The sequence below is a fragment of the Streptomyces sp. NPDC002886 genome (assembly GCF_042888445.1).
In the GTDB taxonomy this organism is placed as follows: Bacteria; Actinomycetota; Actinomycetes; order Streptomycetales; family Streptomycetaceae; genus Streptomyces.
Genome location: NZ_JBIAPV010000010.1, coordinates 145,593 through 163,495 on the forward strand (window position 1 = coordinate 145,593; position 17,903 = coordinate 163,495).

The 17,903-nt window shown below is 68.0% G+C and carries 15 protein-coding genes and 1 pseudogene; 10 read left to right on the forward strand and 6 right to left on the reverse strand.

What is annotated here, in order from left to right; genetic code table 11:
* Positions 1-739 precede the first annotated feature (739 nt).
* Positions 740-3,373, forward strand: a complete 2,634-nt coding sequence (locus ACFYYB_RS33275) for a CHAT domain-containing protein (RefSeq protein ID WP_389440213.1) — start codon at positions 740-742, stop codon at positions 3,371-3,373.
* On the forward strand, positions 3,370-3,765 hold the full coding sequence (locus tag ACFYYB_RS33280; RefSeq protein WP_389440215.1) for a hypothetical protein: 396 nt from the start codon (positions 3,370-3,372) through the stop codon (positions 3,763-3,765). Before ACFYYB_RS33275 ends, ACFYYB_RS33280 begins: the two co-directional genes overlap by 4 nt.
* On the opposite strand, the gene ACFYYB_RS33285 is transcribed toward ACFYYB_RS33280, so the two are convergent.
* Both ACFYYB_RS33285 and ACFYYB_RS33290 read right to left on the reverse strand, forming a co-directional pair.
* Entirely contained in the window at positions 3,762-3,899 is a 138-nt protein-coding gene (locus tag ACFYYB_RS33285; protein ID WP_389440217.1) for a hypothetical protein, read from the reverse strand. The genes ACFYYB_RS33280 and ACFYYB_RS33285 overlap by 4 nt on opposite strands.
* 135 nt (positions 3,900-4,034) lie before the next feature.
* Entirely contained in the window at positions 4,035-4,355 is a 321-nt protein-coding gene (locus tag ACFYYB_RS33290) for a hypothetical protein (protein WP_389440219.1), read from the reverse strand.
* A 263-nt stretch (positions 4,356-4,618) separates the two neighbouring features.
* Between ACFYYB_RS33290 and ACFYYB_RS33295 the strand changes: the two genes are divergently transcribed.
* Positions 4,619-6,214 carry an ISL3 family transposase gene (locus ACFYYB_RS33295; protein WP_389440221.1) on the forward strand — a complete coding sequence of 532 codons (1,596 nt, stop codon included), beginning with the start codon at positions 4,619-4,621 and terminating at the stop codon, positions 6,212-6,214.
* A 44-nt stretch (positions 6,215-6,258) separates the two neighbouring features.
* The gene (locus ACFYYB_RS33300; protein WP_389440223.1) at positions 6,259-7,065 is read left to right on the forward strand and encodes a hypothetical protein; all 807 of its coding nucleotides are present in this window, start codon (positions 6,259-6,261) and stop codon (positions 7,063-7,065) included.
* Positions 7,066-7,162: 97 nt separating this feature from the next.
* Here ACFYYB_RS33300 and ACFYYB_RS33305 read toward each other — a convergent pair whose 3' ends face one another.
* Together ACFYYB_RS33305 and ACFYYB_RS33310 are read right to left on the reverse strand one after the other, a co-directional pair.
* Positions 7,163-8,449 (reverse strand): MFS transporter, encoded by a 1,287-nt coding sequence (locus ACFYYB_RS33305; protein ID WP_389440225.1) that lies wholly within the window; start codon positions 8,447-8,449, stop codon positions 7,163-7,165.
* Between the two features lie 4 nt (positions 8,450-8,453).
* Positions 8,454-10,355, reverse strand: coding sequence for a WD40 repeat domain-containing protein (locus tag ACFYYB_RS33310; RefSeq protein ID WP_389440227.1), 1,902 nt, complete (start codon positions 10,353-10,355; stop codon positions 8,454-8,456).
* 412 nt (positions 10,356-10,767) lie between these two features.
* Between ACFYYB_RS33310 and ACFYYB_RS33315 the strand changes: the two genes are divergently transcribed.
* The 5 genes from ACFYYB_RS33315 to ACFYYB_RS33335 all read left to right on the forward strand — a co-directional run bounded on the left by ACFYYB_RS33315 (position 10,768) and on the right by ACFYYB_RS33335 (position 15,778).
* A complete protein-coding gene (locus ACFYYB_RS33315; RefSeq protein WP_389440229.1) occupies positions 10,768-11,547 on the forward strand; it encodes a flavin reductase family protein in 780 nt (259 codons plus the stop codon).
* Positions 11,544-12,428: a carbon-nitrogen hydrolase family protein gene (locus ACFYYB_RS33320; RefSeq protein WP_389440231.1), complete on the forward strand. Its 885-nt coding sequence runs from the start codon at positions 11,544-11,546 to the stop codon at positions 12,426-12,428. The genes ACFYYB_RS33315 and ACFYYB_RS33320 overlap by 4 nt, the downstream gene beginning before the upstream one ends.
* Before the next feature lie 1,139 nt (positions 12,429-13,567).
* Positions 13,568-13,777, forward strand: coding sequence for a hypothetical protein (locus tag ACFYYB_RS33325; protein WP_389440233.1), 210 nt, complete (start codon positions 13,568-13,570; stop codon positions 13,775-13,777).
* A gap of 85 nt (positions 13,778-13,862) precedes the next feature.
* Complete coding sequence (locus tag ACFYYB_RS33330) at positions 13,863-14,567, forward strand: restriction endonuclease (RefSeq protein WP_389440235.1); 705 nt, start codon at positions 13,863-13,865, stop codon at positions 14,565-14,567.
* Between the two features lie 164 nt (positions 14,568-14,731).
* Positions 14,732-15,778, forward strand: a complete 1,047-nt coding sequence (locus ACFYYB_RS33335) for a hypothetical protein (RefSeq protein WP_389440237.1) — start codon at positions 14,732-14,734, stop codon at positions 15,776-15,778.
* A gap of 30 nt (positions 15,779-15,808) precedes the next feature.
* Here the strand turns inward: ACFYYB_RS33335 and ACFYYB_RS33340 are convergent.
* Positions 15,809-16,282 (reverse strand): annotated as a pseudogene (locus tag ACFYYB_RS33340) (Tn3 family transposase); the annotation flags it as partial.
* A gap of 16 nt (positions 16,283-16,298) precedes the next feature.
* Here ACFYYB_RS33340 and ACFYYB_RS33345 point away from each other — a divergent pair.
* Positions 16,299-16,460 carry an ATP-binding protein gene (locus tag ACFYYB_RS33345; protein ID WP_389440239.1) on the forward strand — a complete coding sequence of 54 codons (162 nt, stop codon included), beginning with the start codon at positions 16,299-16,301 and terminating at the stop codon, positions 16,458-16,460.
* 34 nt (positions 16,461-16,494) lie between these two features.
* On the opposite strand, the gene ACFYYB_RS33350 is transcribed toward ACFYYB_RS33345, so the two are convergent.
* Positions 16,495-17,793, reverse strand: a complete 1,299-nt coding sequence (locus ACFYYB_RS33350; RefSeq protein ID WP_389440241.1) for a helix-turn-helix domain-containing protein — start codon at positions 17,791-17,793, stop codon at positions 16,495-16,497.
* Between the last annotated feature and the right edge of the window lie 110 nt (positions 17,794-17,903).

A 17,903-nucleotide genomic window follows, 5' to 3' on the forward strand; every position in this document is an offset into this window, starting at 1 on the left:
TCCCACCGTGCCCGTAGCGGCACGTGGCCTGGCCAGTTGACTGCACCAGCTCGGTGATCGACTCGACTCGGTGGCGGCCGTTGTAGAGGGCGTCTGGGCACGTCATATTCGGTGATGAGGTGAGGCACCGGCTGCGATCATGCACGGCATGTTGTCTCTGAAAATGAACGACGCCGCGATTCGGGCGCTGGGAGTTCTAGCTGGGCCGGCCGCCATGACACCGCCCGGAGGGCTCGCACCGGGTCTGCGGAATACCGCTTCCCGAACGGAGGTCCCAGAGCCGCCTAACGTGCTCGGCCCCCTGCCGGACGAAGCGCTACCGAACACGGAGAAAGGAACGGCTCGGCATGACTGCCTGAGCGGTCCAACTTGACTGACAATCCATCCAACTTCGTGGCAGAGGACACGCGCCCTCCCGTTCGCCGCCGCCACCGCCCTCGGCTCCGTCCCCGGCGCCGCGGCCTACATCACCGCCGAAGCCACCGCGAACGACCCGACCTCCTTGACCTTCCTGATCTCCGCCTCCGTCATCGCCCTGTTCTGCGCGGGCAGCCTCTACACCCTCTGGCACACCTCCCGCCGGGCCCGCTCCGCACTGGCTGGTACGGCCAGTCCGGCCGAATGCACCTCAGTCAACGCGCGCCCTGTATAGGGTAGTTGTCACCGAGCCGACGCCCGGCCTGTCCCGCACCGGCCGTGACGATCCGGCCGGCACCTCTTCCTCAAAGGAGTGGCCAGAGTGCACGGGGGACCGTTCTACGATCTGCTCCCCGCTGAGCATCTCGCCCAAGACGTGCTTCCCGCACTGTCTTTCGACGCCCAGGTTTACTTCTTCTGCGAGGGCTGCGGGATGTTCCTGCGATCGAATCCCTTGCACGGCGCGGTCCCTGACGCACTCCACCGGCCGCCGCGCTGCCCGAGCTGCGGCACCGCCGTCCTGGAGCAGAGGCTCTTCGTCTACCGGATCCGGCTGTCCTGTGACGACTGCGGCCACGGGTTCGGCGCGCTGACCACCCGGTTCTTCTTCACGCCCGTGTGCCCGGAGTGCGGATCGGAGCGCTGCACCCAGACCTCGGCCGAACCGCATACGGACCTGCCGCAGGCCGTCCTGGACCTGAAGGACGCCCGGGCAGGGGAATCACGCGCCTGGGGTCTGGATGCGGCCGCCGACGAGGCCGAGCTGAGCCGGGAGCTACGAGTGCTGCTCTCCGCACCGGCGAACCCCGACGCGATCCGATACCTGGTCCCCGCCGCGCTCTTCGCCGGGCGCCTCGCCACCTGGAACCACTACCGCTCCCAGACCTGGCGCCTGCGCAACCTCGAAGGCATCCTGCTCCACCAGTTCCACCGGCGCACCGGGGTCGTCCATGCGGGCCTGCATGCCTTCGGCACCCTCGCGGCGCTGGCCGAGGGAGCGGACGCGCCCGAGGACCCGGTGTCCCGGGGCATGGTCAGCTACAACGCGGCGGCCGCGGGTTTCACCCTTCTCAACAACGTCCACGGCGCCGTCCTGTCCGAGGATCCGGAGGAGATCCGGTCGCGGTCGCTCAGTCTCGCCGAAGACGCGCGGGCGTCCTTCGAAGCGGACAGCTCCCTCGATCCCGAGGTCCGATCCGTCGAGATTGCGCGCATCAACTACCTGCTGGGCGACATCACCCGCAAACCGACCGCCGGGCCCGACCGGCTGCGCAAAGCGGTGCGGCACTTTGACGCGGCCCTGGCGGAACCGGCGATACCCGCGCCCCTGCGCACCGACATCGCGGACTCACGCGCCAACACCCTGGAGGACCTGCACCGGCTGGACCCCGGCGGCACCGCACCGGTCCGCCGGGAGATCGACTACAGCGGCCCGGACTGGGCGGCCCTTCCCGTCCTCGACCGGTGCATCTGGCTCCACCGGGCGGCGAACCAACTGGAGGTGGACGGCGACGACGCGGCGGCCGAGGAGGCGCTGCGCCGGGCCGCGGACCTCGCCGCGACCGAGCTCAGGACCACGCCCGACGCCCTGCTGGTCCCCGCCGTCCGCCACTACCACCGGTACTTCGACGAACTGGCCCGGGTGAACATCCGGCTCGGACGCCCGCTGGTGGCGTTGGAGGCCGTCGAGGAGGCCCGCGCGCTGATCGTCCTCCGGCAGACCACGCCGGCCGAACAGGCCAGGAAGGAGCTGGCCAAGGCCTCCTTCACGAAACTCCTGACGAACCTGCTGACGACCCCGCCCGACGCACCCCGGTTCAGTGCCTTTCGGGCGCCGCGCAGGCCGGAGCGCCGGCCCCGTCCGCTCACCGACGCCGCGCTCCGGGGCCTGACGGACTCGGGCTGGCCGGCCGACACCGCGATCTGCTCCTACGTCTTCGCCTCCGGCACGGTCAGCGTGGTCATCGCCGTTCCGGCCGGGGACGGCTGGCGGGTCGAGGGCGCGCAGTGGCCGGTGAACGTCGACGTGCTGCTGGAGAGCTCCGCCGTCAGCGAGATGGCGCATGCGGCCAGGTTCCGCAGACGGCGGATGGCCGCCTACTGCGCCAAGGCATCGCCGGTGCTGCTCAAGGGGCTGGTGCCCCTGCTGAGGGACTCCGGTGTGCGCCGCGTCGCGATCTCGGCCCCGGGCGTCTTCAGCCAGATCCCCTTCGAAGGCCTCGAGGTCGACGGCGTCCCGTTCGGGGAGGAGTTCGAGGTCTTCCTGACCCCGTCGCTGCGCTCCGCCGCGGCGTTGGCCCGCCGGTCCACCCCCGGGACCGGGCCGGGCCGCGTGTTCGTCGCGAACTACCGGGGGGCCGACCTGCCCGAGTCCTCCGCCGAGTCCGAGCAGATCATGACGGTGTGGGGAGACCGGGCCGATCTGCTCGATCCGGGCGTGCAGCGGAAGGCCGAGCTGCTGGACAGCATCTCGGCGGACCCGTACGAACTGCTGCACTTCGCCTGCCACGGCTCCTTCGACCCGGCCAGCGAGACCCGCTCCGCCCTCCACTTCGGCGCGCCGCCCGGTGGGCGTCCGCTCGTCCTGGAGGCCCGGGAACTCGCGGGCCGGGCGCTTCCCCGCTCTCCCGTGGTCGTCCTCTCCGCCTGCCAGTCCGCCCTCACCTCCTGGAGCCTCAGCGGCGACTGCATCGGCCTGACCGGAGCCCTCCTGCGGATGGGCGCCCGGGGCGTGGTCGGCAGCAGGTGGGCGGTGTTCGACGATTCGGCCCGTGTGTTCATGGATCACCTGCACACGGAGATCAGCCGGGGTGCGAGCCCGCAGCGGGCCGTGACCCTGACCCAGCGGAGAATGCGGGCCACCCATGCGATCGACGACTGGGCCGCCTTCTCCTACCTCGGACTGCCCGACCTGACGAAAACGAACCGACCGACGAAAGGACCTAGCCGACGATGACCAACGTCGAACTCGAGATCAGCCTCACCGGCGACGACGCCGACCTGCTGGCCCTCATCGAGAAGACCCTGGCGGACGACGACCGCACCACCGTCGTCAGGTCCCGCACGATCCGGAGCAACCAGCTGCTCACCATCATCGAAGTCGCCGGAACGGTGATCGGGCTCACCGACGGACTCCTCGGTCTCCGCGAGCGCGTGCAGGCCTTCCTAGCCGGTCGCCGCGCCGCCCCCGACCCGGGCCCCGCCGTCATCGAGGTGGCGAACACCGAAGGCGAGCCCGTCACCCTCCTCGAAGCCACCGATGACCAGATCCGGTCCGTCGTTTCCAACCCGGCCCCGCCGGACGACGATCCCACCACGGCGCCCGAGAGCACCGGCCCCGAGAGCTAGCCCGTCTCGGCGGCGGTCACCTCGGCCGCCGCCCCGGGGCGGGGCACGCCGTCGACCGAGACGCAGATGCCGGCGACCCGGTCGTGGCGGCGCGAGCCTATCGCCGTCGACGAGCGGCGCGACTCGCCGCCCACTCACCAGATCCCTGATCCAACTTCACTGGCAATCGGTCCGACTTCACTGTCAGAAGACACCCGGCACACTTTTGAAGACGTCGGTCAGGGTGCTTGAGGCGAAGCGCGAAAGGTGTCACGCAGGCAGGCACGGTGTCACCGGCGTAGTGGCGTACGCGCGGTTCCGGGGAGCGCTGAAACCTTGGCACCAGCATCTCGGCAGGTCGGTGGGAGGCGCTCGCCGTCGGGCATCCAGGCCACGGAGTTGATGTCGTCGGTGTGGCGGGCGAGGACGTTGACGAGGTCGGCCGGGCCTTCGTCCGGTATCCGCCACACGGCGACCGACTTGTCGGCCGAGGCGGTGGCCAAGAGGGCGGGGTCCACGGGGTTCCAGGAGGAGGCGTTGACGAGGCGGCGGTGGTGCAGCCGGGTGGTCTGGATCGGTTGCGTGGGGTCGGTGGTGTCCCAGATCAGCACGGTGCCATCTCAAGAGCAGCTGGCGAGACGTCGGCCGTCGGTACTCAGTGCGACGTGGGTGATGGGTGCGGCATGGCCTCTCGGGTTGGCGGCTGGCGAGTTGATCGTGCGCATGGCTGTGTCTGGCTTTGTCAGCGAGTTACGGCTCTGGTCCACTTCTTGTGGTGACTCACGCAGCGTGACTGCTGCTCCTCGCCAGGTGGCTGCCGAGGTCGCCCGAAAATCGCCCCGCCCGGGCGGAGTGGGGTCGACAGTTCTGCATCGTGAACGGAGTGCGGCCGCAGCTGGATGAGTTGTTGTTCTGGTCGGTGGAGAACGTGTCGGTGGAGTCGGTCGAGGTCGCCGACGCCGTCGTGCGGGTGGAGGCCCGGACCAAGGCCCGTGGGGCGACCTGCCCCGACTGCGGGCGTTGGTCGGAGCGAATGCACGGCTCCTACCTGCGGTTTCCTCGTGACCTGCCAACCGCTGGCAAGCTGGTCTTGGTGTCTTTACGGGTGCGTCGGTTCGTGTGTGCGGAGGACTCCTGCCCGCGTAAGACGTTTGTCGAGCAGGTGCCCGGGCTTACTCGTCGGTTCGGTCGGCGGACGGAGCGACTGCGATCGACCCTGATTTCGGTCGGTCTCGCGCTCGCAGGACGTGCCGGCGCCCGGATGTCGGACGCATTCGGGGTGCGGGTCAGCCGGAACACGCTCCTGAGGCTGATCACCTCACTGCCCGATCCGCCCAGCGCCACGCCCCGCGTGGTCGGCGTGGACGAATTCGCACAGCGCAAGGGCCGGATCTACGGAACCGTGCTCGTCGACGTCGAGACGCGTCGGCCGGTGGACCTCCTTCCGGACCGCGAGGCGGACACGCTCGCGGCCTGGCTTTCCGAGCGGCCCGGAATTGAGATCATCTGCCGTGACCGCGCCGCCTTCTACGCCGAAGGCGCTACCCGCGGCGCCCCGCAGGCCCTCCAGGTCGCCGACCGATGGCACCTCTGGCACAACCTCGGCGAAGCCGCCGAGAAGTGCGTCTTCCGACACCGCGCCTGCCTCCGCCCGGCACCGGCGCCACCGGAGGAGCCCGCGCAGGCATCGCATCCGCCTGCGGCCTCGCCGTGGCCGACAGGGCACCGGTTCGCTGAGCGAACCCGAGCCAAGCACGCAACCGTCCACGCACTCCTGGCCGCCGGCCACAGCAAGCGGTCCATCGCCCGCCAGCTCGGCATGGGCTTCAGCACGGTCCTCCGATTTGCCCATGCCACGGAGCCGGAGCAGCTCTTCACCGGCCAGTGGCAAAGCCGCCCTACCAAGCTCGATGCCTTCAAGCCCTACCTCGACCAGCGATGGCAGCAGGGCTGCACCAACGCCTGGAAGCTATGGGAGGAGATCAAGGAACAGGGCTACCCGGACGGCTACGGCAACGTTCGCGCCTACGTCAGCCGGAATCTACGTGGCCAACCCCAGCCGGTCGGCCCCCGGCCGCCATCCGCCCGCGCCGTTACCCGCTGGATCCTCACTCGCCCCGAGGCTCTGGCCGAGGGCGACCGGCTCCAGCTCAAGGCCGTACTGGCAAACTGCCCCGAACTTGACGCACTCGCCGAACACGTCCGTTCCTTCGCGCACATGCTTACTCAGCTGCAAGGCCACCAACTGCCGGCATGGATCGAGGCCTCGACCAACGCCGACCTGCCAAACCTCCAGCGATTCGCCCGGCACCTGGAACGCGACCTCGACGCCGTCACCGCCGGACTCTCGCAGCCATGGAACTCTGGAGTCGTCGAAGGTCATGTCAACCGGATCAAGATGCTGAAGCGCCAGATGTTCGGCCGCGCAGGCTTCGAACTCCTTCGCAAACGAGTCCTGCTCTACACGTGACACCCGCGCACAGATCTGGCTGGTCAACGCAATAGCCTCGTCCTGTGACCCACAGCAGCAGCCAGAACGAGCAGGCTCACCCTGCCTCCCTCCCGCCGTTCCAAACACTGCTGAACAATACGAACTGGGGGGCACTCGACACAGCCTTCGGGACCGGCGAAGACCTGCCGGCGGCGCTGACACTTCTCACCGATCCCGACCCGGTCATCAGGGAGTCCGCTCTCCAGGCCGCGCTGGGGCCCGTGACCCACCAGAACAGCATCTACGAGGCCACCGTGCCCGTGGCGCTCTTCGTCGCGGCCATCCTCAACCATCCGGCCATCACTGCGGGCGACGACAACCCTGGCGTCGGGACACAGCACTACCCGACTCTTGTGCGGTTGCTCGACTGGCTCGGCGATACCGCCTACGACGCCGACGACGAGTGCGTCGCTGCCGGCGAACGCGTCTTCGACGGGGGTTTCCTCGACGAGTACGACGCGATGCGGGCGTTCCGGGACACACGCCCGGCGATCTTCTCCGCTGTTCGTCCCCTCCTAGGTCATGACGACACCACCGTCCGCCACACTGCCCTGGTCACCGCCATCCCCCTCATCGAGCACCCCTTCCTCACCCAATACCAAGCCGATTTGGCCGACCACGCTCGACGCCTACTGGCTACGAGCACTGACCGACACCACCGGGACCGCGTCCTGGAGACGCTGATGGCCTGGGGCCACGACACCAGCGGACTGGAGAACGCGTCCGACATCGCGGCCCGCGAGCACTACGCCCATCTCAGAGCCGCCCGCGCTTCCTGGGACGGTAACTGGACAGGCGGCGGCAGCTACAGCGACGACCCGCCGTTCTGAGACAGGTCCCCCCAAACACCCCTTGACTACCCCGCGTGGCCGCACCACAAGAAGTGGACCAGAGCCCGTTCTCACCTACGAAGCTACTGTGTTCTTGCTACTTGACGGGTACGTCGCCGCTGACGGGTGTGTCGGTGCTGGTGCGGTCCGGGTCGCTCCAGTGCGGCCAGAAGCGGGCCAGGCACAGCAGTGACAGGCCTGCCGCGGAGCCGAGGAACATCAGGACGGCGGTGCTGCCGAAGGTGCCTTGGACCAGCGGGATGAGGAGCGGGGCGAGCAGCAGGGGTGCGCCGCCGATGAGGTTGAACAGGCCTTCGGCCCGGCCGACGACCTCGGGGGGTAGATATTTCACGATGATCATTGCCGAGACGGCGGTCATGGCCGAGCGCATGGTGAAGAAGGCCACCATGCACGCCACGAAGCTCCAGGTGGAGGGGATGGCCATGGTGAACAGCGCGGCGGTCATGATGGCGGCTGCCAGTGCGAGGACCGTCCGTGGGCGGGTGCGTGCCCGGGCCGCGATGTAGACGCTGCCCGCCAGGGCTCCGATGTTGGCCACTGCCTGCGCGGTGCTGACCCCGCTCGCGGACATCCCCCAGTGGTCGCGCAGGTACCAGATCATGAACGCCAGGACTCCGATACCACTGGCGAAGTGCAGGGGCAGCGCGGTGAGCTGCACGTACATGACTCGCTTCTCGGCCCTGATGATGTGCCAGCCGTCGATGATGTCGCGACCGAGGCTGGGCCGGTTCAGGCTGGGGCGGTCGATCGCGCTGTGCTGCTTCCTTTCCGGGGGGTGCACCCCGAGAAGCCACACGATGATCGGGGCGATGAAGGTGGCCGCGTTGAACCACAGCAGTCCGAGGTAGCCGACCAGGCCGACACCGGCGGCGACGACGAGCGGGCCGGCGATGTTGGAGGTGACGAACAGGCTGCTGAGGACGGCTCTGGATTGCGCGGCGTTGCGCGGGAACATCCCCGGTACTCCGGTGATCCAGCCGGCCCGGTACATCTCGCCACCGAGCTGCACCAGCGCTGCCAGGCAGAACAGCGGCACGTTGGCGATGTCACCGGTGAGTGCGATGAGGTTGAGTGCCACTGCCGCGACGAGCTGGAGGAGGAGCCCGGGGACGACGAACACCCGAGGCCCCCACCGGTCCACGATGGCTCCCAGCCAGGGGCTGAGGAGCAGCATCGCCGGGGAGAGGGCGGCCAGGAGTGACATCGTGGTCAGGGAGCCCGTGAGCTCGTAGACGTACAGCGGGAGGCCTACCTTGTAGGCCGCCTCACCAAGGTTGTTCGCGAAGTTCCCCGAAGCGAAGATCAGGAACTTGCGATCCCGCCACGGGGGGAGGTCAGTGATCGCTGTGGTCTCTCGCGCCATCGTGTCACGCCCGACCAGTGGTGGGGTTGTCGTGGTGGGTCAGGGTGTAGTGGGCGGACCTGCGGGGTAGCCAGCGGTCCTCAAGTTTGGCGAACGTTCCGTCTTCCGCCGGCTTGTCGAGACGGTAGAGCGAGAGCAGACCGGTGCGGAAACCCGCCAGGAGGTGTGCGGCGCCGTCGGTGTCGCGCACGATGGTGAGCGCCTTCGGGTAGTCCGGCAGGTCTTCGAGGAAGCCCACGAACTCGTCGTCGTAGGTGTAGGCGGCGATTTGCATGCCGTAGGAACTCACGCAGACCAGACCATCGTTGATGGTGGCGTTCTCGGCGGTGTTCGACAGCAGGTCCGTCCACTGCCGTGTGACGCCGCGCCCCGTCTCGATCTCCTTCAGTCCGCCGTCGCCCACCACGTAGACGAATCCGTTCTGGGCCCACATGCGCTTGGGGTACTCGCCTTGGGCGAGCCGCCAGGACGGCTCGGCCGACTGCTCCGCGAAGACGGCGATGACTCCGTTGCGGGTAGCCAGCACACGGTCGCCGCTGGGGAGGTAGGTGCAGGCCCAGACCGGCAGCCCGTCCAGCGTGAGGGTCGCCAGCTCCTCTCCGGTGACGGCGTCGAGTTCGACGGCCCCCGCATTGCCGGCGATCAGTGTGCGCGAGCGGTCGGGGGAAGTAGCGACGGTGTGGAGGAGCGAGGGCAGGCGGCGAGTCCACAGCACTTCCCCGCCCCGTGCCGCGCGGAAGACGTGGCGGTCCCGGGTGATTCCGATCCAGCCGCCGTCGACGGGGGCGACGCGGCGCGTGAACCCGTAGCCGGTTGCGTGGTCCTCCAGGATGCGAAGGGTCGGTCCGCTCGCGGTGTGGTGGACTTCGGCGACCGCAACGCCCGAGTCGGTGGCGCAGTACAGGGTCTCGGGGTCCTCGACCGAGGGCTGGATGTCCCAGACGGCCTGGCGTCGGAATCCGAGACCTCGGACAAAGGTGCCGTCCGGGGCCAGTTGTACGATCTCGCCGTCCTGGCACAGGACGAAGACGTCACCGGACGCGCTGAGCGTGATGTCGCTGAGCTGGTGCGAAAAGCCGCTGACGGTACGTTCGATGTGCAGCTCACGCTCCGAGTTGTCGAAGATGTGCAGCTCTCCGTCGAATCCTCCGGAATAGGCCCGCGAATAGTCCGGAGAGAAGATGACGAATTCCACGTCATCACGGGCGAAGAGGCATTCGTCCAGCTTCTCACCGTCCATGGACACGATGACGACGCCGTTGGCGACGTCCGCGGTCTCACCTTCACCGAAGTCTTGAGTACACCAGAACCGATCGTGCCGGGCGTCGTACCGCACTCGGTGGATATTCCCGTCATCGAGCTTCACGAGCTCCGGGAATTCGAGCGTGGAGAAACTCCCGAACCGGAGGTTCCCATTCTTGTCCGACACGGCGTGCCGCGTCGGGTGGTCCGTTGAGGCCCATTCCATGGGACTGTCGTCACAGATGTTGGGCCTGATTTCGAGTACGTCGAACGTCTCAAGATCGAGGACCAGCATTTGCTGGTGATAGCCGCTGGTGATGAATACGCGCCCCTCCCAGATCCCAATGCCCCGGGAGCTTACGGGAGAGGGCTCTTCGCCTTCGATGAGCATGGAGGGATCGCACACCGTCGCGGGGTCCAGCCGGTTGACTATGTCAAGTGTGTCCAGGGACCAGCGCATCACGGCGCCCATGCGGTCCTTGCCGATGACCCATCCGTCGGCGAACGCCAGCCCGTACAAGGGACGCCCTTGCTGCACGCGCGGCGAGGACCTGATGACCTGCAGCTCTTCGTCGAGGAGGTGCACGCGGCCGAACGCGTCGGACGCCAGCAGCCCGACGCCGTCAACATGCAGGATCCGGATGATGCGGTCTGTCAACTCCACGACGATTATCCCTCGCGTAAACGGTACGGTGACGGGAAAGGGCCGGCCGAGCGAATAAGAAGACCACATCGACCGGCCCCTAACCTGACAAACTCAGGCCTCGGGATACCTTTCAGGCTTGCTGCTTACTTGTTGTTGCGCACGTTGCGGCGAACCGGCTTCTTCATGATGAACACCTCCCACCCAGATTTAAGGGCGACTGATCTGTAATTCAGCGCTCCAACGAGATCCACTAGATATGGAAGGAAAATTCTACGCAAGTGAATCCGCCGGTGACGTAGGTCACGGATCCCATTGCTTGACCATGGGTAAGTCCATGATAAAAGTGCGGCAGGGGGGATTTGGGGCGCAGTGTTTCCGGCATGCCCAGAACCTCCGACATTCGGCAACAACGCTATCAGGCAGGGTGAAAATGTCCTCTACCGTCCCAGCTCAGCTGTGGAAGACGCTGACAAGCACCATCGGGATCGTCAGCGTGCGCCACGAATCCGGCGTAAATGTCATGTCAGCGGAGTGGTCGTACTTCGTGAACAAGGAACCGCTGTACGTGGCCGTGGTGCTCAGCCCGCGCGCCGACACACGCGACCTGCTGCCCACGGCCAAGGAGTTCAGCCTCACTTTCTGCGCCGAGGAACAAGCCGAACTCGCCGACTTCGCCGGCAGCTTCTCCCTCGGCGACATCGACAAGACCAGCAGCGAGCTCATCGAGTTCGGCACGCCGGAAGCCACCCGCACCCCCTGGGTCACCGGTGGCGTGACAGCCCTGGAGTGCGTGCTGCGCGACACCGTCGACTTTCCCGTCCACCGCATGTACGTCGGCGAGGTCGTCGCCGTCCACACCCCCGCGACCGCACGCAAACCCCTGGTCAAGCACGGGGCGATGCACTCTCTGGGAGCTCCGGTGCAGCGCACCGCCGTCGTCGCGGCAGCCCAGTTCCTTTCGGAGCACGCGCTACGGATCGCCGCCACCGGACCCGGCGCAGCAGGCGCCGACGAGTGGCACCTCAGCCTGCTGTCGTCCGACGGCCAAGAAGTCCCCCTGGGCACCTACCCGTCCGCCGAGTACGGGGACTTCCTCCTCGACCTGCCCCTGCCCCAGGTCCCGTTCCCGCTCTCCGATGCCCGGGTCAAGGTGGAACGTCCCGGAGCCAAGCCCGGCTACGCCCGCTTGTCGCCCATGACCTCCCGATGAGCGCGTCACTGCCCACTGCACCCCTGCGTCTCGCCGCCCTCCAGACGGAGGCGGTACCCGGGGATGTGGCCGACAATGCCCTGCGCGCCGCGGAGCTGGTCTCCCGGGCCACCCGTCTTGGCGCCCGGGTAGCGGTCCTGCCGGAGCTCTACCTGACCGCCTACGATCTACCGACCATCGCCGGCGCCCCTGAAACCTGCCAGATCGCGGCCGACGCGGCCGGCCACATCACCGACGCCCGGCTGAGGGCCCTCGCCACCGCCGCCTCGGAGGGGGCAGCCGTCGTCCTCGTCGGCGCAGCGGTGCGCAGGCCCGACGGCACCCTGACCAATTCCGTCCTGGCCGCGGACCCGACCGGCCGCATCACCGTCGTCTACGACAAGCAGAACCTCTGGCACGCCGACGAGGCGCGCCTGTTCACCCCCGGTTCCCGCGGAGGATGCGTCGAAGTCGACGGCTGGCGCCTCGGAATCGGCGTCTGCTACGACATGTCCTTCCCCGAACACGCCAGAGCCGCTGCCGCGGCGGGCGCTCACGCCTACGTGTGCCTCAGCGCGTTCGCCACGGGAAACGAACACAGGGCAGCCGTCTACCTTGCGGCCCGTGCTCTCGAAAACACCGTCTACACCGTGTTCGTCAATCCCGTCGGAGGCCCCGCGGACCGGCCGGCCAACGGCGGCAGCGCCATCTACGGGCCGGACGGCAGCACCCTGGACCGTGCGACGGCGCCCCGCACCGCCACGCTCATGGCCGAACTTCACCCCTCGGCCATCGCACACGTTCGGGGCTTCCTCCACATGCTCGCCGAGTACCAGACCCAACACCCGAGCCCCGCCGTCCGCGGCGCCGGCGCCGCGCACACGGTCCTCAGCATCCTCTGACCGCGCCGTGCTTCACCACCCCGAGGGATGGGCAGCCCTCGGCAAGGGAGCATGAACAACGTCTCCCGGCAGGAAAGGCCGACCCCCAAGATCGAAGAGGGCCGCATCCCCCAAGTCGGCTGGAGCTGGAGCTGGAGCTGGAGCTGTACGGGCTGAAGCCGTCGGAGTTCACCGCGGCCCGGGACGCGCACGTGGCTCAGGCGCGCAAGGCCGGAGACAAGCAACTCGCTACGGTGATCGCCGCACTGCGGAAGCCGACGCTCGCGGCGTGGACCGCCGGGCTGCTGGCCCGCCACCTATGACGGGCCATTGATGTAGTGCCTGGGCTGGCCTTGTGAGGCCTATGACGATGCTGGCGCCCCCCACCATGAACGGTCCGGCGATCGCCGAGGCACCGACGAGCACGGATGCGTGCTCCTCATCGAATACCAGCGCCGGAATTGCGGCGGAGCTCTGACCAGTCATTCGCGCATCATCGTCGACCACCACTGGGCATCCCTAATTGCAGGAGCGTCCACAGGCGGGCGGTCGGAGCCCGGCACCTCCTTGCCTTGCACAGCGTCCGCCGGACGTGCAGCAGCTTGGCCGTTGCCCTCCGAGCGCCAGCACCCACTAGGTGGGGCTGGTTCAGAGAAGTGACCAGGCCAAACGAGATCGCACCAGACCAGACCGGACGCATCGCCGCTCCCTTCCAGTCCCCGCTCCCTCCAGCCTGCCACCGCCCCCGAAGGTGGGCGATCGCGGAGCCGCTGGACGAGCAGGCCGCCGAACCGGATCGACTTCCATGTCCGATGATCTGAAGGAAGCGGTCAAGCCGAGGCCGTCCAGGCTCGGGCTGCAGCTGCGTCACCGAAGCGTCCACGACGAAAAGCGTTGTTGGGGCTGAGAACTGACAGGGCGTCGGTGAAGGTACAGACCTGCCGTATCTGGCAAGAGTCAGTGGTTGCCGCCCGGCCGGCTACCCGCCCAGGGCCTTGGCCTCCCTGAGTACTTGAACACCAGCCCTGCCAGATTTGGCCAGTGCAGTGGATTGCCGCCAATCCCTGGTGATCTGGTCACAGCCCTGCTGGCCTCCAGCTACACAAGACCAGGGGGCTGTCGTCCGCTGCCCCGTGGGTTGTGGCGGGGGGACCGGGCGCTTGCTGACGATCAATGTGGCGGTACTGCTGGTGGTCATCGTTGCGCTGCGGCTTCGCCGTCGCACCGAGGCCCGGAGCAGGTTCGACGAGAAGATGACCGTGCTCATCGTCCTGGCCTTGGGCATCATGCTCGCACCCACCGAAGTCGGTCAGGGCATCGCCAACTTCATCGGGCAACTCGTCAGCAGCGTCTCCGAGGCCACACTGTGACCGGGCCTGGCCGGCTCCCGTCCCGAGCCGCACAGGGCACCGCTGTCCAGAAGCCCTCCCGGGCTTCGCACCTGGGGAGCACGCGGTGAGCGGGCGTCGTCGTCCTGTCCGACGTTCCGGCCGGCGGTACCGGCGGCGTAAGGAGCAGGGCCTGGAGCAGTTGCTCTTGGCCGCTCTCGCGGCTGCCGTCGTGATCAGCGTGGTGGCCGCCGCCCTGCGGTGGCTGGCCGCCCACCCGTGGACCGTGGCCGTGATCCTGCTGGCGGCCGCCGCTGGGGCCGGGTTCTGGGTGTGGCGGCGCAGGGAGGCCGCGCGGTGGGAGCAGGTGAGGGCGAGTGGTCTGCGCTTGGCACTCGGGCAACTCGACGCGCTGCATCACCGGGCGTTCGAGTTCGCGGTGCGGGATCTGATGCGCCGTGACGGCTGCGCGGATGCCCGGCAGGTCGGCGGGCGGGGCGACAAGGGGGCGGACGTGAAGGCCACCGACCCGTACGGGCGTCGGTGGGTGATCCAGTGCAAGCACAGGAAGGACGGCTGGTCGGGCAAGCCCGTCGGGAGCCAGGACCTGCAGGTCCTCAACGGCACCGGAAGGCAGGTCCACAACGGGGACGTCGTGGTCATGCTCACCAACGGCCGCATCACCGCCGACGCCACCCAGTTCGCGAAGTCCCAGAAACTTCACCTCGTCGACCGCCACCTCCTCGCTGAATGGGCCAGCGGGTCCCGGCCCCTGTGGGAACTGCTGCGCGCGCTTCCTCCAGGCGGTCGCCGGGCCACTTCGGCGCCATGAAGCCGACTGACGGCTGGCCCATCCCAGAGCTGAACAGCGGCTCTTCCTAGCCCGGCCACTCAGCCAAATGAGGACATGGCCGTTCCGGATGTACGGTCTGAGAGACAGTTGCCCCGAGGTGGCGGCGAGCTCCGTTGTCAGAGTCACTTGACAAGATCGCGGCTATGAACAGCACTCCGACGACGCCTCCCCGACCGTACGACGTCACCGCGATCTTCCCTCAGCTCGCTCCGCTGGCCCGCACGGCCACCCGGCTGCACCCCCGCCGGGGGATCCCGTCACCGCAGGACAGCTCCATCGGCGGACCGCTGCTGTGGCCCGCCGGCGAGCCGTGGCCGCACTGCGAGGGACCTCATGTGGTGGACGGGAACGACCTGGCCCCGTCGCCGGCGGACATGAGGCTAAAGCGGCGAATCACTACCGCTTCCCGCGGACGGATCCTGACCGAGCAGGAACGAGAAACCCTGGAGCGGATCATCCCTCCTCGGAAACACCCCGTGAAGGTCGCGATCGGTCCGTATGAGGGTTCCATCGCGATGCTGCCGGTCGCGCAGCTGTACAAGCGGGCCGTGCCCGATCTGCCCATACCCGAAGGAATGGACCTGCTCCAGGTCCTGTGGTGCCCCTTCGACCACCCGATCATGCCCAAGACCGCGCTGTTCTGGCGGCCGGCAGCCACGGTCACCGACATCCTCGCCACGCCCCCCGAACCGCCCGCGATGCAGTACGACAGCTACCTGCCAGAGCCGTGCCTGCTCCACCCGGAGCAGGTCACCGAATACCCCGACCACCTGGAGGTGAGCAAGGAACTGCAGGAGCAGCTGGGGAACCTGAGCGTGTGGCAGGCCGGCAACGTGGAGATGGACAGCGAAGAACTTCCGTGGCCGGAGGAGTTCTACGACAAGGAATTGGCCGGCGCGCCCGGCTGGAAGGTCGGCGGCTGGCCACGGTGGACTACCACAGACCCGGGCCCCCGGCCCTGCCCGGCCTGCGGCAGAGACATGGACGCCCTGCTCACCATCGCCACGTACGAGGACAACGACGACAGCAGTTGGCTCGCGCACCAGGAACCGGAAGATGCATCACTTCCAGGCTTCGACCCCTACGAACGGAGCCAGCCCACTGCCGTCCAGATCGGCCGCGGCTACGACCAGCAGCTCTACGTCTGCCCTGCGGCGCCCGAGCACCCCCACTCCGAGCTGATGCACTAGCCATCTACACGAGACCGGGTCTGTCCCTCCCTACCCGTCGTCGTCCTCGTTGAGCTCGACCGCATCAGGGTCCCGTAGTGGCCGCAAGCCGCCGGCGGCTGGAGTGGAGGCGGTGAAGCTGTAGCGGCCGAGGACGTTGAGGTTCGCGTGCTTGAGCGGGGAGAGCCGGGCGATGTCCTCGTCGCGGATTTCTTGGCCCTCGGCGCGGAGCTGGGCGACGGCGGCGTCGATGTACTTCGTGGTCCACAGCACGATGGCATTGAGGACCAGGCCGAGTGCGCCAAGCTGATCCTCCATCCCCTCCCGGTAAGCCTGGTGGATGGTGCCGCGCTTGCCGTGGCACACTTCCCGGGCGAGCTTGTGGCGGGACTCCTGCACGGTGAGCTGGCGGTTCATCTGCCGGTGGTAGGTGTCATCGACCGGGTCGACCATCCGCAGCAGGTGCTCGGTCTTGCCGATCCGCCCGTACTCGGCGAAGGCCTGCCCCAGCGGCGTCGGATGGCCCTCGCGGCCGACCGCCGTGGCCACGAACTCACCGTTCGCCGAGTGGGACAAGACCTTCGGCGACCCCCGTCTCTGCGCGTCCATCGCCGACCGGATCACCTTCCGCTGCACCCTCATCCAGACCGGCATCGAGTCCTACCGGTTCCGCGTCACCGAGGCCGAACGACGCACACCCTGACCGGCGCCCCGAGATCGTCGTGTTCGGCGTGGACTCACATGCCGCGTTCTGGGCCGTACACCTCGCGGGTCCGCTGGTCCGGTCCTGTGGGCAGATATTCCAGGAGGACGGGGCCGGGGTATAGGGCCGTGCTGTCCCAGCCGGCCATCTCTTCGCCGATCAGGTAGCGGTACAGCCACTCGGCGAAGTTCATGGGGTGGCCGGCCCAGTCGCCCTCCGAGCCTTGGACCACTATTCCGTCGGGGAACCCGTGGACCTCTGGGGCCAGGAAGATGGCGGCTCCCTGGTCCGTGTTGGCGAGAGGGATGAGGCCGTTGGGGGTGCCGAAAGTGATCTGCGGGCGGTTACAGATGACGCGGGGGTCCTCATCGTGTTCCAGGTCGTCTTCCTCCCACGCCCGCGACTCGTTCCAGCCTTCCGCATCGGACCGGATCTCCTCGCCCAGGTTCCGCCAGGCGCAGGCTGGGTGGGACGAGAGGCTGAGGTGCCCGTTGAGCTGGACGGGGGCGTACGCATCGACGATCGCTTTGTAGTCCGCGGGCAGGCTTCTGCCGATCTCCTGCTCCAGGCGGATCCAGGCAGCAGGATCGGTATAACGGTTCTCCGCTGGGCCGAGCATGTCGAATACGGCCTGCAGGTAGTCGGTCATGGCTGCCCAAGGTGCTCGTTGGTGAAGGTCCAGGACAGCATCGACCACTTCGCATGGGCACTTTCGGCCGGGGCCCTGGTTGTGAGGATCCTGCGGTGCCAGAACACGCAGCGCAGGCCGTGCTGGCTCTCCCGCCTCTGACTGTGCCCGCGACTCCAGCGCGTCGCGATCTGCCCACGCGCACGCCTCGCGCAACTCGGCGGTGAGGTCGAAGCCGATCTCCTTGCCGACCCAATCCGCGATGACCAACGCGTCGGCCACGATGGTCGGATCGGTGGCAATTTCCGGCCCGAGCAGAGAGAGCCCGCCGTCATTGGAGCCGCGGGCGAGCGCGAACGCCACAAGCGTGCACCGCGCTTGCCCAGGACGGTCGGGCGGGGTGGTGGCCGTCAGGACGACGAAGTCCTCGTCGTCACGATCGAGAAGGCGGGGACGGCCTCCCGCCCATCGAGGGTTCAGGCATGCGAGCCCGATCTCGTTGAACTTGTGGATCACATCGCGGACGGTGTCCTCGTCCGCCTGGACCAGGCGGGCTATGACCGGGACCGTGCTGCCGCCGGCCGAGGCCAGCAGCATCATCGCCCGCCGGAACCGCACCGAACTCGTGCTGCCCCGCCGGACGATGTGCTGGAGTCTCTGGCCCTCTTGCTCCGTCAGCCCGCGAACCCGGACCGGTTTCGCCATCCCGCCTCCCCGGTGGTCCGGGACAGCATTTCCAAACGGCACGACGAGCAACCCGGCGAACGTTCCCGGTCACAGCACTAGACGGGCAGCAGATGACGGCCATACGCCCG

Bases quoted from the DNA above. Each gene is read 5' to 3' on its own strand.
- ACFYYB_RS33280 (WP_389440215.1), top strand. From the start codon at position 3,370: ATGACCAACGTCGAACTCGAGATCAGCCTCACCGGCGACGACGCCGAC.
- ACFYYB_RS33305 (WP_389440225.1), bottom strand. From the start codon at position 8,449: ATGGCGCGAGAGACCACAGCGATCACTGACCTCCCCCCGTGGCGGGAT.
- ACFYYB_RS33315 (WP_389440229.1), top strand. From the start codon at position 10,768: ATGTCCTCTACCGTCCCAGCTCAGCTGTGGAAGACGCTGACAAGCACC.
- ACFYYB_RS33320 (WP_389440231.1), top strand. From the start codon at position 11,544: ATGAGCGCGTCACTGCCCACTGCACCCCTGCGTCTCGCCGCCCTCCAG.
- ACFYYB_RS33335 (WP_389440237.1), top strand. From the start codon at position 14,732: ATGAACAGCACTCCGACGACGCCTCCCCGACCGTACGACGTCACCGCG.
- ACFYYB_RS33350 (WP_389440241.1), bottom strand. From the start codon at position 17,793: ATGGCGAAACCGGTCCGGGTTCGCGGGCTGACGGAGCAAGAGGGCCAG.